At 67.0% G+C, this 14,629-nt stretch carries 17 protein-coding genes and 1 tRNA gene; 12 read left to right on the top strand and 6 right to left on the bottom strand.

Annotated elements, in window-relative coordinates:
* On the bottom strand, positions 1-230 hold a 230-nt coding region (locus JO059_RS00665), incomplete at its 3' end, for a hypothetical protein (RefSeq protein WP_293313860.1).
* A gap of 139 nt (positions 231-369) precedes the next feature.
* Between JO059_RS00665 and JO059_RS00660 the strand changes: the two genes are divergently transcribed.
* The 6 genes from JO059_RS00660 to JO059_RS00635 all read left to right on the top strand — a co-directional run bounded on the left by JO059_RS00660 (position 370) and on the right by JO059_RS00635 (position 5,221).
* Positions 370-960, top strand: a complete 591-nt coding sequence (locus JO059_RS00660; RefSeq protein ID WP_293313857.1) for a hypothetical protein — start codon at positions 370-372, stop codon at positions 958-960.
* A 161-nt stretch (positions 961-1,121) separates the two neighbouring features.
* Positions 1,122-1,544: a DUF3052 domain-containing protein gene (locus tag JO059_RS00655; protein ID WP_293313854.1), complete on the top strand. Its 423-nt coding sequence runs from the start codon at positions 1,122-1,124 to the stop codon at positions 1,542-1,544.
* Positions 1,544-2,005, top strand: a complete 462-nt coding sequence (locus JO059_RS00650) for a peroxiredoxin (RefSeq protein WP_293313851.1) — start codon at positions 1,544-1,546, stop codon at positions 2,003-2,005. The genes JO059_RS00655 and JO059_RS00650 overlap by 1 nt, the downstream gene beginning before the upstream one ends.
* A 67-nt stretch (positions 2,006-2,072) precedes the next feature.
* Positions 2,073-2,147: transfer RNA gene (locus JO059_RS00645), tRNA-Val, on the top strand.
* Positions 2,148-2,381: 234 nt separating this feature from the next.
* Positions 2,382-3,590 carry a cupin domain-containing protein gene (locus JO059_RS00640; RefSeq protein WP_293313848.1) on the top strand — a complete coding sequence of 403 codons (1,209 nt, stop codon included), beginning with the start codon at positions 2,382-2,384 and terminating at the stop codon, positions 3,588-3,590.
* Between the two features lie 518 nt (positions 3,591-4,108).
* Positions 4,109-5,221, top strand: coding sequence for an epoxide hydrolase family protein (locus tag JO059_RS00635; RefSeq protein ID WP_293313845.1), 1,113 nt, complete (start codon positions 4,109-4,111; stop codon positions 5,219-5,221).
* A 21-nt stretch (positions 5,222-5,242) separates the two neighbouring features.
* Here JO059_RS00635 and JO059_RS00630 read toward each other — a convergent pair whose 3' ends face one another.
* Positions 5,243-6,058: an oxygenase MpaB family protein gene (locus JO059_RS00630; protein WP_293313842.1), complete on the bottom strand. Its 816-nt coding sequence runs from the start codon at positions 6,056-6,058 to the stop codon at positions 5,243-5,245.
* A gap of 52 nt (positions 6,059-6,110) precedes the next feature.
* Between JO059_RS00630 and JO059_RS00625 the strand changes: the two genes are divergently transcribed.
* Positions 6,111-7,061: a cobalamin biosynthesis protein gene (locus JO059_RS00625; RefSeq protein ID WP_293313839.1), complete on the top strand. Its 951-nt coding sequence runs from the start codon at positions 6,111-6,113 to the stop codon at positions 7,059-7,061.
* Here JO059_RS00625 and JO059_RS00620 read toward each other — a convergent pair.
* The 3 genes from JO059_RS00620 to JO059_RS00610 are packed head-to-tail and all read right to left on the bottom strand — an operon-like array spanning position 7,043 to position 9,007.
* The gene (locus tag JO059_RS00620; RefSeq protein WP_293313836.1) at positions 7,043-7,873 is read right to left on the bottom strand and encodes an SURF1 family protein; all 831 of its coding nucleotides are present in this window, start codon (positions 7,871-7,873) and stop codon (positions 7,043-7,045) included. The two genes, JO059_RS00625 and JO059_RS00620, sit on opposite strands and share 19 nt — an antisense overlap.
* On the bottom strand, positions 7,873-8,352 hold the full coding sequence (locus JO059_RS00615) for a low molecular weight protein-tyrosine-phosphatase (RefSeq protein WP_293313866.1): 480 nt from the start codon (positions 8,350-8,352) through the stop codon (positions 7,873-7,875). The genes JO059_RS00620 and JO059_RS00615 overlap by 1 nt, the downstream gene beginning before the upstream one ends.
* 22 nt (positions 8,353-8,374) lie before the next feature.
* Positions 8,375-9,007 carry an HAD-IA family hydrolase gene (locus JO059_RS00610; RefSeq protein ID WP_293313863.1) on the bottom strand — a complete coding sequence of 211 codons (633 nt, stop codon included), beginning with the start codon at positions 9,005-9,007 and terminating at the stop codon, positions 8,375-8,377.
* Positions 9,008-9,171: 164 nt separating this feature from the next.
* On the opposite strand from JO059_RS00610, the gene cobC reads away from it, so the two are divergent.
* From cobC to JO059_RS00585, 5 genes are all read left to right on the top strand, one after another.
* The gene (gene cobC / locus JO059_RS00605) at positions 9,172-10,215 is read left to right on the top strand and encodes an Rv2231c family pyridoxal phosphate-dependent protein CobC (RefSeq protein WP_293313833.1); all 1,044 of its coding nucleotides are present in this window, start codon (positions 9,172-9,174) and stop codon (positions 10,213-10,215) included.
* On the top strand, positions 10,212-11,360 hold the full coding sequence (locus JO059_RS00600; RefSeq protein WP_293313830.1) for a Nif3-like dinuclear metal center hexameric protein: 1,149 nt from the start codon (positions 10,212-10,214) through the stop codon (positions 11,358-11,360). Before cobC ends, JO059_RS00600 begins: the two co-directional genes overlap by 4 nt.
* Positions 11,357-12,094, top strand: coding sequence for a zinc ribbon domain-containing protein (locus JO059_RS00595; protein ID WP_293313827.1), 738 nt, complete (start codon positions 11,357-11,359; stop codon positions 12,092-12,094). The genes JO059_RS00600 and JO059_RS00595 overlap by 4 nt, the downstream gene beginning before the upstream one ends.
* Complete coding sequence (locus tag JO059_RS00590; protein WP_293313824.1) at positions 12,091-13,188, top strand: bifunctional RNase H/acid phosphatase; 1,098 nt, start codon at positions 12,091-12,093, stop codon at positions 13,186-13,188. The genes JO059_RS00595 and JO059_RS00590 overlap by 4 nt, the downstream gene beginning before the upstream one ends.
* A 74-nt stretch (positions 13,189-13,262) precedes the next feature.
* Positions 13,263-13,787, top strand: a complete 525-nt coding sequence (locus tag JO059_RS00585) for a TetR-like C-terminal domain-containing protein (protein ID WP_293313822.1) — start codon at positions 13,263-13,265, stop codon at positions 13,785-13,787.
* A gap of 64 nt (positions 13,788-13,851) precedes the next feature.
* Here the strand turns inward: JO059_RS00585 and JO059_RS00580 are convergent.
* Positions 13,852-14,629 (bottom strand): amidohydrolase family protein (locus JO059_RS00580; RefSeq protein ID WP_293313819.1); only part of this gene is annotated, 778 nt, incomplete at its 5' end.

Below are 14,629 nucleotides of genomic sequence, written 5' to 3'. Positions count from 1 at the left end.
ACGCGCTGCTCGCCGGCCCGCTCCAAGAGCCGCAGCATCAGGTAGCGTGCCCGCGCCGGACCCGAGCGCTCCAGCAGTTCGTCGAAGGACTCGAGCCATTCGGACGTCTCCTCCGGATCGATGTCGGGCAGATACGACGCCACGCCTTCGCGGATCACCCGAACGCGGTCCGGTTCGCTTGAGTTGCTTGGGGTTTTGGCCAGATCGTGACGCGCGAACTCGGTGGTCAACGCATGCTCCTGTAGTTGGCTGGGTTATCTGCTGGTGCTGTGTCCTCCTATCGTGCCGCACCCGGGTTCGGTGCGGGTAGCCACGGCCAACTCGGCGTTTGTCGGCCCGAGAATTCGGCACCCGGTAACCTCAGCAACCGTGCTCATCGGATGGCATGCCGACTCTCGCGCGCAGCGGGGGAACGTCCCCAGGCGAAGTGCGTTGGCGCTCGGCTGTGTCGCAGCCGTGGCCATGGGAATCGTCGGATGCACCTCGGTCACCAACGGCACCGCGACGCCCGACACGAAGGTCGCCCCCGCCTACCGGCAGTCGGTGTCCGCGTCGGTGTCGGCGTCGTCGGTGACGTCGCGTGTCAAGGAGTCCCAGCGCCAGCAATCGCTGACGACCCAGGCGGTGCGGACCTCATGCGACACGCTGGCCACCACCGCCAGCACCGCGATCGACAAGGTGAACGCCTTCGTCGCGGCATACAACGCGGGCGGTAACACCGGTCCGACCGAAGGTCCGGCGATCGACGCACTGAACAACAGCGCCACCACGGTCGCCAACAGCTTCAGCGATGCCCTGTCGCAGCAGCTGAAGGACGCATTCAACGCTTACATCGACGCGGCACGCGGAGTGGCCAACGCCATTGGCACCCACGCCTCGACCGGGGTGTTCAACCAACGGGTCGATCAGCTCAACGACACCAAGACGAAGGCGCTCAAACTCTGCCTCGGGTCTTACTGAGGCGCCCGACGAGGCCACCAGAAGCCCGCGATGAGGCCCGCGAGAAGGCGCCCGAGAAGGCGCCCGAGAAGCCAGGGTATGGACCGCGTTCTGCCTGTGCGACGATAATTCGAATCGCACGGTGCGCAAAGAGCTCGCGGACAGATGTAGGAGGCTTCACGGTGGTCGCGGCGGATCACGCCCCGAGCTACGCTCGCAAACTGGGCATCCAACGAGACCAAGTCGTCCAGGAATGGGGCTGGGACGAGGACACCGACGATGAGATTCGCGCGGCCGTCGAGGAAGCCTGCGGCGGCGAGTTGCTCGACGAAGACAGCGACGAGGTGACCGACGTCGTGCTGCTGTGGTGGCGCGACGGGGATGGCGATCTGGTGGACACATTGATGGACGCGATCAGCCCGCTGGCCGATGACGGCGTGATCTGGGTGTTGACCCCAAAGACCGGGAAGCCCGGTCACGTGCTGCCCGCCGAGATCGCCGAGGCGGCCCCGACCGCCGGCCTGATGCCGACGTCGTCGGTCAACCTCGGTGACTGGAGCGCCAGCCGGTTGGTGCAGCCGAAATCCCGGGCCGGGAAGCGTTGATGCTGCCCGTCGGCGCCACCGCCCCGGACTTCGCATTGCGCGACCAAAATCAGCAGCAGGTCACGCTGAGTTCCTATCACGGCGCCAAGAACGTCCTGCTGGTGTTCTTCCCGCTGGCGTTCACCGGCATCTGCCAGGGCGAGCTGGATCGGCTGCGCGACCATCTGCCCGAGTTCGAGAACGACGACAGCGCGCCGTTGGCGATCTCGGTCGGCCCGCCGCCCACGCACAAGATCTGGGCTCTTGAGAGCGGGTTCACGTTCCCGGTGTTGTCCGATTTCTGGCCCCACGGCGAGGTCAGCCAGGCCTACGGCGTGTTCAATTCCGACGCCGGCTACCCGAATCGCGGTACCTTCGTCGTCGATCGGTCCGGAATCATTCGGTTTGCCGAGATGAAGGGGCCGGGGGAGGCGCGGGATCAGGGGCTGTGGACCGAGGCGCTGGCCGCTTTGAAGGGCTGAACGTTTGGGCGCTCGAGCTTCGGGCGGGTAGCCTGCCCGGGGCCCCAGAATTCGTCAAATTTTTCAAGGGCGCGTAGCTCAGTGGTAGAGCTCTGGTTTTACACACCAGCGGTCGGCGGTTCGATACCGTCCGCGCCCACCAGTGTTCATGCAGGTCAACGTCATAGCGCAATCCAATTGAACTCAACGGGCGAACCCCCGTTGTGCCAAAAGTGTGCCAGCTGGGTTCGCACACAGGTGTGCATCCAGTCGTCAGTACGCCGAAAAGCTGCGCTACCTTTCTCGGTGTGGTGTAACGCCAATTGCCGACGTAGGCGTGAGCCCGCCCTACACGCAACGGTGTCGACAGTCCGTCGGCTCACCGCAATGGAAGGTCATGGTCGAAGTGCCTGGGGTCACCATCGAGCCGTCGCTGGCCTGGTTGCTTCACCCTGTCGCGGTAAAGACTTTTCTTGACGAGATATGGGGGGCAACGCACTACCACGTCAAGCGCCGCTGCGCGAGCTACTTCGATAGCCTGCTGCAGGCACCGTCGGCGATTGAGGAACTCTTGGAGCTTTTTCGCAGGGATCCCTCGACGGTGCACCTGCTCAGAGGAGAAGACAGGAAGTCAGGCTCCGACAGCTACCGGCTTGGCGACGGCAGCCTCGACGTTGCCCGCGTCCGCAACGACTTCGCCGATGGCTACACGATTATTTTGGGTGGCGTCGAGCGCTACGTACCCGCGATTGCGTCGTTGGCGCACTCCATCGAGATCGAGCTGAACTATCCGATACAGGTCAACGCCTACATCACTGCGCCCGCAACACACGGACTCGTTCCCCACTACGACGACCACGACGTGTTTTTCTTACAGATCCATGGATCCAAGATGTGGCGTCTGTACGACGGCCCGGTCGTCCCGCCGCGCGAGATGCAACCCGAGAAGAATAAGGCGGTTGCCATCGACGGCCTCCCGTTACTAACCGACTTGTGCCTCGAAGTCGGCGACGTGCTGTACCTACCGCGCGGCCAAATTCATGCAGCCCAGACAAATTCAGAGCCATCCGCCCATCTGACCGTCGGTCTGCACCCGCCCACCATGCTCACGCTTGCAATCGCGACGCTTTCCGCGCAGCGATTCCACGACGACCGTCTCAACGCCTATCTGCCGCCGCGGCACCTCGATGACGCTGCGGTGCACGCGACCCTGGGCGTCCTCTTACGTGACGCCGTCCAAGCGGTTGAAGACCCGAGCGCCATCGCGAGAGGTCTCGACGTAATGGCGGATGCCCTGGTCCACCGCGGCCGACGCCCACCAGTCGAACCGGCCTCTAAAGTCGCCCGGATCGACGGACAAACACTGCTGAGGAAGTACCAGCCGCTCTATTCTCGCGTGCAGGCTGCTGCGGGCGGTGTTGCGCTGCGATTTGCGAGTTTGGCGGTACGCGCCGGTCCGGACCACGAAGCCGCGATGCAGTTCGTCTCGAAAAGCGCCGAGCCGTTTCGGGTTTGCGATCTGCCCGGACTGGGCGCGGAGGAGCAGATCGAGCTAGCCCGGACTCTGATTATGAGCGGATTCCTAATCCTGCTGTCCGACAGCTGATAGCGCCCGGTGCAAACCAGCTTCCTCGTCAATCCCTAAATGGAAATGCCTACCGGCAACATTGGGAACCGGATCACCGAGGCGTGTTCGAATGATAGGGTCGCCCCTGCTCACCTCGGGGGCGGCCTGTCCGTATGCGGGCGACAACCTCGGTCGCAGAGGTAGTCCCTTGCAGCCCGGACGTCACCCTGCGGCTTTCCGGCAACCTTTCCTCGGGTGTGGCAGCCGACGACGAAACCCCCGTTGTGCCAAGAGTGTGCCAAGACGGACAAAAACAGCCCGATAATCTTGGGACATCATGGACACGAGCGGGCCGCTGAGCTGGGCATTTCAGGACGCGACGACACCGCATGAAACGCGGTGGACGATCTGGCCCGGATTTACACACCAGCGGTCGGCGGTTCGATACCGTCCGCGCCCACTTCGGTTTCGGCCTCGCGAGGACAACCCGGCCGCGATTTTCGGCTCGGATCTTCGCAGTGGCGTTACGCTCGCGGGACGTGGCAAGGTCGGGGGGCATGAGGCGGTTTCGCATCGACGTGCCCGACGACGTTCTGAAGGACCTGCGAGCGCGTTTGGCGCGCACCCGCTGGCCTGAAGCCGAATGCGTCGACGACTGGAGCCAGGGCATCCCGCTGGCGTACACGCGCGAGCTGGCGGACTATTGGGCCAATGACTACGACTGGCGCTCCCGGGAAGCCGCGCTCAACCGCTTCGATCAGTTCCTCACCGAAATCGACGGGCTGGACATCCATTTCATCCACCAACGATCGCCGCACGGGGACGCCTTCCCGTTGGTGATCACCCACGGCTGGCCCGGCTCGATTGTCGAATTCCATAAGGTGATCGAGCCGCTGACCAACCCGGCGTCCGGACGCGCCGAGGATGCCTTCCACGTCGTGTGCCCATCCCTTCCGGGATACGGCTTTTCCGGCAAGCCCAGCCGCACGGGCTGGGGTGTCGAAAAGATCGCCCAAGCGTGGGAGACGCTCATGCTGCGCCTGGGCTACGACCGCTACGGCGCGCAGGGCGGCGACTGGGGCGCGGCGGTGACCACGCAGATCGGCCGAAACGCAAACCACTGCGCGGCCATCCATCTCAACATGCCGATGGGCGCGCCGGGCAGCCTCGAGAACCCCACCGAGGAGGAGACGGCGGCCCTGGCCGCGGTGAGCGAGCACCGCAAGTGGGGTACCGGCTATTCCAAGCAGCAGTCCACCCGGCCGCAAACGCTGGGCTACGGGTTGGTCGATTCGCCGGTGGGGCAACTGGCTTGGATCGTCGAGAAGTTCTGGGCGTGGTCCGATTGTGACGGACACCCCGAGAACGCGTTCAGCCGGGACGAGCTGCTGGACAACGTGATGATGTATTGGGTGACCGCCAGCGGAGCTTCCTCGGCCCGCCTGTACTGGGAGAGCTTCAGGGTCTGGGGGCAGATGGACCGCGTCGAGTTGCCCACCGGCGTGGCCGCTTTCCCGAAAGAGTTGTTGAAATCTCCGCGGTCGTGGTGCGAGCCGATGTACAACATCACCCACTGGACCACGATGCCGCGCGGAGGACATTTCGCCGCGTTCGAACAACCGGAGCTGTTCGTCGAGGACGTCCGCGCGTTCTTCGCGACGGTACGCTGAAATACCGGCCAGCGGCGGGCTTCAGACGATACGCCAGCCTCGTCGTGCCCGAAACCTGATGTCCCACAAGTAAATTTGGTAACTCAGGAGCCATGCGCGGTGGGGAATCAGCCGGTCCGCCGCCCGCAGAGCGGCCAGCAGCCACTCGAACCGGCGCTGCTGACGCGGCGACCACTCCAGGCGCATCATCGCCCGAAACTCGGGGGCCAGGAATCCCGTCGTCGCAAAGAGGTTGAATCGGCCCGCGAGGACGCGCAACGGCCACGGGAGAAACGCCATCGACGCTACCCCGCGCAGATGCTCGCGCACCGGCGGATCGATGCGCAGCTCGTCGAGGGAGCGCTTCCAGTAGTCGTCGAACGCGGCGCGGTCCGGCGGCCACATGCGCTCGGGCACCTGTAGCGTCGTTCCCAGCCGTTTGGCGTCGCGATAGACCGCGTCGGCGGCGGCGTCATCGAGCGGGCCGTGCAAAAACTCGTGCTGGTCAACGAAATAACGGTAGAGGCAGGAAGCCACCCACAGCTGGAGCTTAGGGTCGAAGGCGTTGTAGGCCACCGGACTTGACGATGTCGACCGGACCTGCCGGTGCACGACGTCCACCGCGCCGCGGATGAGCGCGCGGTCGGACTCCGTCCCGATGGTCGCGACCGCCAGGTAGGTCCCGGTGGTGCGCGCCCGCTTGAAGGGATGCTTGTAGACATTCCCGCTGTCCACCGGGCTTTCGAGCACACCATAACCGACGCCCGGCAAGGACAGCTGCATGATCACATTGGCGGCGGGCAACAGCAGTGCCGCCGGGTTCAGCAGGTCGGCGACGCGGGTTGCGGGCCGCTTCATCGCGAATCTCGCCTCACAAAACCGAGTAGATCACGTGTGAGACGCTGCGGGAGTGTTTGCAAGGACGCGGCGGGCCCGGATTTCCGGGGTGCTGGGCGGCTACCTGGCCGACCTCGCATTCGGCGACCCTGCGCGGGGCCATCCGGTCGCGTTGTTCGGCCGGGCGGCGGGGAAATTGGAGCGGGTCACCTACCGCGATGACAAGCTGGCCGGCGCGCTGCACGCTGGCCTGCTGGTCGGCGGGGTGACCGTGCTGGGCAGAGTCGCCGCGCTGCGGAGCGGGTGCGTATCTGTTGCGACCACCGCCGCTGCCACCTGGATATGCCTGGGCGGAACGTCATTGGCGCGCACCGGCCTGGAGATGTCGCGACTCCTGGAAAGCGGCGACATCGAGGGCGCACGACGGCTGCTGCCGTCATTGTGCGGGCGCGATCCGGTGTGGCTGGACGCGGCGGGTCTGACGCGCGCGGCCGTGGAGTCGGTTGCCGAAAACACCTCCGACGCCCAGGTTGCGCCGTTGCTGTGGGCGACGGTGGGCGGCGTGCCCGCGGTGCTGGCATATCGCGCGATCAACACGCTGGATTCGATGATCGGCCACCGTTCTCCCCGATATCTGCGGTTCGGCTGGGCCGCAGCACGATTGGATGACGCGGCCAACTACGTCGCCGCCCGGACAACGGCGGCGCTGGTGGTCATCTGCGCATCGCTCGTCGGTGGGTCACCGTCGGGTGCGGCGCGGGCCTGGCGGCGCGACGCCGCCCGTCATCCCAGCCCCAACGCCGGCGTCGTGGAGGCGGCCTTCGCCGGGGCGCTGGGCGTCCGACTCGGCGGGCCCACCCAGTACCACCACGAGCTGCAGATCCGGCCCACCCTCGGTGACGGGGCACAGCCCGTGGTGGCCGACCTGCGCCGCGCGGTGGCGCTGTCGCGGGCGGTGCAGGCGGCGGCCGCTCTGCTCGTCGGGCTCAGCGCAAGCAGAGTGCGTTATCGACGGCGGCCGTAACGGTCAGCGAGTTTCTCCTCAACCGTGAGCGGGGCAGTCTCAGCGGCCGACGCTTGGGAATTCTCCCGGCGGCGGAGGCGAATCTCCGAATAGCCGAAGTAGCCCAACCCGATTGGCGCGAGGATGCCAAACGTAATCCACTGGATGCCGTAGGACAGAAACGGTCCGGCGTCCAGGTGCGGCAGGCCGATCACGCCCAGGCCTCCAGGCTGATTGTCGATCAACTGTAAGTAGGAACCGGCCAGGGGTACTTTCATCTCCGCGGCAACCTGATCGGTGTTGATCGAATAGACTTGGTGCACACCGTCGCTGGTGAAGGGATCCTTGCCGGGCGCGGTGGGCTCGGAGTCCCGCAGCCGTGCCGTGATGCTCACCGTCTCCGCCGGCGGCCGGGCGATGCGCGGCACATGAGATCCCTGCTCCGGCCGCACGTATCCCCGGTCGACCAGCACGGTCGGCCCGTCGTCGACCACAAACGGTGCCAGCACCTCAAACGCGGGAGCGCCCTCGACCACCCGCAACCGGGCCAGCACCTGAACGTCGGGCAGGTAGCGTCCGGTTGCCGTCACCCGACGCCACTGCGCGGCCGGATTCGATGAATCCTGCTGCGGCAACAATGATTTCAGCGGAACGGGTGCAGTGTTAAGGGAATACTCGATTTGGCGATTTTCGCGCGAAGTCCGGGTGCTCTTACCCAGCTGCCAGGGCGCGAGCACCATAAAACACAAGTAGGTGAAGGCGATGACCACCAAGGCCAACGCGATCCAGCCCGGCCGCAGCAGAAATGCCAGGCGCCCCGCCAAACTGGGCATCAACCGCCTCCGGCCTGTGCGAGTCGCTCGTCGACCCAGTCATGCAGGCCGGGCAAGGCGGCCTCGATGACGGCCAAGACCTCTTCGAAGTCCAGCGCGTCGCCGTAATACGGATCGTCGACGTCGAGGGTATAGGCGCCCGAGCGCGGATCGAACGACCGAAGCATCCGAATCCGGCCGGCATCGACGCCCAACTGACGCAACAGCCGAACATGGTTACGCCCCAAGGCCACAACGAGATCGGCGGCCAAGTGCTCGGCGTCGAGCTGCGCGGCGCAGTGATCGGTGGTGTAGCCGTGCGCACGCAGGACCCGCGCCGCCCGGTCGTCCGCGCAACTGCCGACATGCCAGTCGCCGGTGCCCGCACTGGTCACCCGGACCACGTCGCCCAGCCCACGTCGCCGCAACTGGTCGGCAAACATCTTCTCCGCCATCGGGGAACGGCAGATGTTGCCGGTGCAGACGAAGGTGACGTGCAGCCGCGCCGTCGACCCGCTCGAATCAGACACCCAACGCCCCCCGAAGCTCGTCGATCGTCGCGGCGTGCGTCACGCCGATGGGGCTGAACCCGTCGGGGAAATCGGCCCGGCCGTAGCCCCAGCCGACCACCACCGTGTCGATGCCGTGTGCGGCCGCGCCGTCCACGTCGTGGCTGCGGTCGCCGACCATGAGCACGCGTTCGGGCAGCGGCCGCAGCTGCTCCAACGCATGGGCCAGCACCTCGACCTTGGTTTTGCGAGAGCCGTCAGGGGCGGCGCCGGCGATGACCTCGAAATGCCCGTCGAGCCCGAAATGGGCGAGGACGCGCCGCGCGGTCGGTTCCAGCTTCGAGGTGGCCACGGCCAGCCGGACACCGGCGGCACGCAGGTCGGTCAGCAGCGGCTCGATGCCCTCGAACAGCGCGTTCATCGCCCAGCCCCGGCTGGCGTACTCCGCCCGAAACGCCGCTATGGCCGCGTCGGCGTGCTCGCCCAACTCCATCGAACGGAGGGTGTCCTCCATCGGCGGACCGACGATCTGGGCCGCCAGGTCACCGTCGGGCACCTTGGCGCCGATGTGGGCGAGCGCGTGGCGGAAGCTCGCGACGATGCCTTCCGCCGAGTCGGTGAGCGTGCCGTCGAGATCGAAAATCACCAGTTGGGGCTTCAAATCGACGCCCGAATGCGAATCAGTTCCGGCCGGCTGGGTTTCTCTCACGTTCCCATTGTCGCTGACCCGGCCATCGCCACGGCGTCCTGTCGCAACGGTGCGCCCGATACCGGGGCGGCCGCCGGCGACGGCCCGTTAGTCTTTCACGGATGGCGACTCTGCATCCGGGCCCGCCGGCGGCCGCGCGCTATCACGGCGACGAGGCCGTCGCGCCGGGGATGCTCGATTTCGCCGTCAACGTCCGCCATGCCGAACCGCCGCGGTGGCTTATGCGCCGGCTCGCTGAGCGGCTGACGGACCTGGCGCACTACCCCAGCCTGACGGATGTGCGCCAGGCACAAGACGCCGTCGCCGGGCGGCATGGCCGGACCCGCGATGAGGTGCTGCCGCTTGCCGGGGCGGCGGAAGGGTTTGCCTTGCTGCCCAACCTTCGTCCGAGACGGGCGGTGATCGTCGCACCCTCGTTCACCGAACCGGCGACGGTGCTGACGGCGGCAGGCGTGCACGTGCACCATGTCGTTCTCACGTCCCCATTCGAACTGGGAGCCGCCCTGGACGCCGGTGCGGTGCCCGACGACGCCGACCTCGTCGTCGTCGGCAATCCCACCAACCCCACCTCCGTGTTGCACACCCGTGAACAACTGCTCGCGCTGCGCCGTCCGGGGCGGATCCTCGTGGTCGACGAGGCGTTCGCCGACTCGGTTCCCGGGGAGCCGGAGTCGCTGGCCGGTGACTCCCTGGCCGACGTGCTGGTGCTGCGAAGTCTAACCAAGACGTGGGCGCTGGCCGGATTGCGGGTGGGCTACGCCCTGGGCTCCCCGGACGTATTGGCCCGGTTGACGACTCGGCGGCCGCACTGGCCGGTGGGGACCCTGCAATTGACGGCCATCGCGGCGTGCTGTACCGCGGAAGCCGTCGCCGAAGCGGCTGCCGGTTCGCTGCGGTTGGCAGAGCTGCGCTCCGAGATGGTGGCCGGCTTGGCGACGGTGGGTGCCGACGTCGTCAAGGGCGCGGCACCGTTCGTCTTGTTCCACCTGCCGGACGCCGCAATTGTGCGTCAAGCGTTGCACGACAAGGGGATTGCGATTCGAAGGTGTGATACATTCGTCGGCTTGGATGAGCGGTATTTGCGGGCGACGGTGCGCCCAGAGTGGCCACTGCTGGTCGACGCGATCGCCGGAGTGTCGCAATGAGCGTGCGACTGGCCGACGTCATCGAGGTGCTCGACCAGGCGTACCCGCCGCGCCTTGCGGAACCGTGGGATTCGGTCGGGCTGGTGTGTGGCGACCCCGACGATGACGTGGGCTCGGTGACGGTCGCCATCGACGCGACGGCGGCGGTCGTCGATGACGTTCCCGAGGCCGGGCTGCTGCTGGCTCATCACCCGCTGCTGTTACGCGGTGTCGATACCGTGGCGGCCAGCACGCCCAAGGGCGCGCTGGTACACCGGTTGATTCGAACCGGGCGGTCGCTATTCACCGCGCACACCAACGCCGACTCGGCATCGCCGGGCGTGTCCGACGCCCTCGCCGATGCGCTGGGCCTCGATGTGGAGGCCGTGCTCGAGCCGGTGAACCCCGCCGGCGAGCTCGACAAGTGGGTCGTCTACGTGCCGCACGAGAACGCAGAGGCGGTGCGGGAGGCCGTCTTCGAGGCCGGCGCCGGCCACATCGGCGCCTATTCGCATTGCAGCTGGAGCGTCAGCGGTATCGGGCAGTTCCTGGCCCATGAGGGGGCCTCGCCGGCCGTGGGCAGCGTCGGCAGTATCGAGCGGGTGGCCGAAGACAGGTTCGAGGTCGTCGCCCCCGCGCATGCCAGGGGCGCGGTGTTGGAGGCCATGCGTGCCGCCCATCCCTATGAAGAGCCCGCCTTCGACATCTTCGCGTTGGTATCCCCGCCCGGCGACGCCGGCCTGGGCCGCATCGGCACGCTTGCCCGGCCTGAACCCCTGCGCGACTTCGCCACCCGCGTCGGCGCCGCGTTGCCGCAGACATCCTGGGGCGTACGCGCGGCGGGTGACCCCGACATGCTCGTGTCGCGCGTCGCCGTCTGCGGCGGGGCCGGGGACTCGCTGCTTTCCGCCGTCGCCCGCGCGGACGTGCAGGCCTATGTCACGGCAGATCTTCGGCACCATCCCGCCGACGAACACCGTCGTTCCTCGGATGTGGCCCTGATCGACGTCGCGCACTGGGCAAGCGAATTTCCCTGGTGCGAACAGGCCGCCGACACGCTGAGGTGCCGATTCGGGACAGAGCTGTCCGTGCGGGTGTCGACCATCCGCACCGACCCGTGGAACATGGGGCGGCCTGGCGAGCAGAGCGAGAGGGGACAGTCGTGAAGGCCGAAGTGGGACAGCAGGTCTCGCTGCTGGAATTGTCCAAGCTGGATGCCGAGCTCTCCCGCCTGGCCCACCGGGCCGCGCATCTGCCGCAGCAGGAGAACTTTCAGCGGGTCCAGGCCGACTACAACGCCGCCAGCGACCGATTGGGCGCGGTTCGAATTATGTTGGAGGACCTCGACGCTCAGGCGTCGCGATTCGAGGCGGATATCGAGGCTGTGCGCCAGCGCGAAGATCGCGACCGGTCCTGGCTCAAGTCGGGTGCGACGGATGCCAAGCAATTGTCGGATCTGCAGAGTGAGCTGGATTCGCTCGTCCGCCGTCAAGCCAGTCTGGAGGATTCGCTGCTCGACGTCATGGAGCGCCGCGAGGAGCTGCAGGCAGCGCTGGCCGCTGAGCAGCGGGCGCTGCAGGCGCTGCAGTCCGAGCTGACCGCTGCCCAGCACGACCTCGATTCCGCTGTCGCCGAGATCGACCGGACTCGGCAGGAGTATGCGTCGCGACGGGAAACTGTTTCCGCGGCACTGGATCCCACCTTGGCTGCCCTCTACGAGCGGCAGCGGGCCCGTGGCGGGCCGGGCGCAGGGCCGCTGCTCGGACATCGGTGCGGCGCTTGTCGGATCGAGATCGGGCGCGGGGACCTTGCCCACATCTCGGCGGCGGCCGAGGACGAGCTGGTGCGATGCCCGGAATGCGGCGCGATCCTTCTGCGGGTCAAGGGCTCCGGGCAGTGAAGGTTGTCATCGAGGCTGACGGTGGGTCACGCGGCAATCCCGGGCCGGCGGGATACGGCGCGGTGGTGCGCAGCGCGGACCGCTCCGCCGTGCTGGCCGAGACCAAGCAGGCTATCGGTGTGGCGACGAACAACGTCGCCGAATATCGAGCTCTGATAGCCGGTTTGGGCGACGCGTTGAAGCTGGGTGCCACCGAGGCCGATGTCTTCATGGACTCCAAGCTGGTCGTCGAGCAGATGTCCGGGCGGTGGAAGGTCAAGCACCCGGATCTGGTCGAACTGCACGCACAGGCCCGCGAGCTGGCAGCGGGGTTCGACACGGTCCTTTACGCGTGGGTCCCGCGGGAGCGCAACTCGCACGCCGATCGGTTGGCGAACGAGGCGATGGATGCGGCGGCCGCCGTCGAGGATAGGGACGAGGTCGAACCTCCGAAAAGTGTTGCGGCCGAAGCTAAGACATCGCCCGGGTGGACCGGCGCGCGAGGCACGCCGACCCGGCTGCTGTTGCTGCGGCACGGTCAGACGGAATTGTCGGTTCAGCGGCGATATTCGGGACGCGGCAACCCGGCGCTGACCGACGTGGGACGGCAGCAGGCCGGGGCCGCGGCGCGCTACCTCGCCCACCGCGGCGGGATCGCCGCGGTATTCTCCTCGCCGCTGCAGCGGGCCTACGACACGGCGGCCACCGCCGCCAAGGCGCTGGGTCTGGACGTCACCGTCGACGACGACTTGATCGAAACTGATTTCGGCGCCTGGGAGGGGCTGACCTTCGGCGAGGCCGCGCAGCGTGATCCGGAGCTGCATCGTCGCTGGTTGCAGGACACCGGCACCACGCCGCCGGATGGCGAGAGCTTTGACGAGGTGCTTGACCGGGTGCTGCGGGTGCGCCAACGGATCGTCGCCGGCCATGGGGGCGCGACGGTCTTGGTGGTGTCGCATGTGACACCGATCAAGATGCTGCTGCGGTTGGCCTTAGACGCCGGACCCGGCATCCTGTACCGGCTGCACCTCGACCTGGCGTCGCTGAGCATTGCCGAGTTCTATTCCGACGGAGCATCATCGGTGCGCCTGGTGAACCAAACCGGTTATCTTTAGTCGGTTAGGAGACATCGATGCAGCCGTCGCAATCACATGTCGAACCGGTACCCGCTGACATTCGAGCGCAGGTGATGCCGGCAGTTCTTGACGAGTTGGCCCGCTGGGGCGTGGAGCGGTTCAGCATCGAGGCCTTGGCCGAGCGTCACCAGCTCGATGCGGCGAGGATCTACCGATACTGGGGCGATCGTCGACAACTGATCGTCGATGCGGCTCTCGCTGACGTCGAGAGCATCAATTGGACAATCGATACCGGCTCACTGCGTGGAGATCTGCAGGAGCTGGCGCGGAAGGTTACCGATCGGATCAACAGCGAGGTGGGGCGAACAATACTGCGGGCGTTGGTCATGGACCGTCGCGGGTATCACGACGAAGCGACCCGACAGAGGTTCTGGCGAACGCATTTCGGCGCCGTGCGCTCCATCGTGGACAGGGCGAGGGAGCGTGGGGAACTGCGCGAGGACGTCAACACTCTGGCCGCCGTGCAAATTGTCCTGGCACCGCTGAACATTCGTGCGCTCTACTCGGACATTCCCGTCGACGACGACTACTGCGTGGCCATCGCCGACATGGCCTGGCATGCGCTGGTCCGCAAGTAGATGCCGTCAGCATTCCGGCAGGGTTCGCCCGCGAGCGTGCGCACCGTCGAACTCGGTGACCAGTTCAGCCATGAGCCAACACCGTCTCCGTGTCGCGGCCGGAACGCAGCACCGTGCCGGGCAGGGCGCCGGTGGCGGCGCCGTCGCGGCAGACCTCGACACCGCCGACCCACACGGCGGTGATCCCGTGGGCGTCGGCCACCAACCGGGGCGCCCCCGCGGGCAGGTCGTAGCGCGTGCACTCGGGCCCATGGTCGATGGTCGCCGGATCGAACAGCACCAGATCGGCGTGCCAGCCGGGCGTGATGCGGCCCCGCTGCTTCAGTCCGTAGAACCGGGCCGGCACGTCGGTGATCAACCGGACGGCTTCCTCGAGCGTGACCACCTGATGCTCGCGGACGCCCTTGCTCAGGAGTGCAGTCGTATAGATCGCCCCGCACATCATGTCGAGATGAGCGCCGGCGTCCGAGCCGCCGATGACGGCGCCAGGGTGCCGCCACACCTCGGCGCGCGCCCGCCAGTCGGCGGCGTCATCCCCGGTCAGCGGCGGGCTGAGCCCGGTGCGCAGCTCGTCGGCGATCACGACGTCCAGCAACGTGTCGAACGGCTCTCCGCCCCGGGCCGCGGCGACCTCGCCGACGCTGCGACCCGTCGCGTCGGCGTTCTCGGCGGCGAACGTCTCGACGATGATCAGCCGGTCCCACTGCGCGAGGCCGCGCAGCATGCCGGCCTCTTTGGAGGCGGCGCCGTCCGCGAGGCGGCGGCGCACCACTGGACTGGCCAGTGCGGCAAGGCGTTCCGGCACGGCCAAGTGCATCGTGTCGCGCCAGCCCGGCAGGCCG

It is taken from the genome of Mycobacterium sp. (assembly GCF_019247615.1).
Lineage (GTDB): Bacteria > Actinomycetota > Actinomycetes > Mycobacteriales > Mycobacteriaceae > Mycobacterium.
The sequence above is the reverse complement of the archived record's forward strand: the minus strand, read 5'-3'. Positions and strand labels throughout refer to the sequence as shown.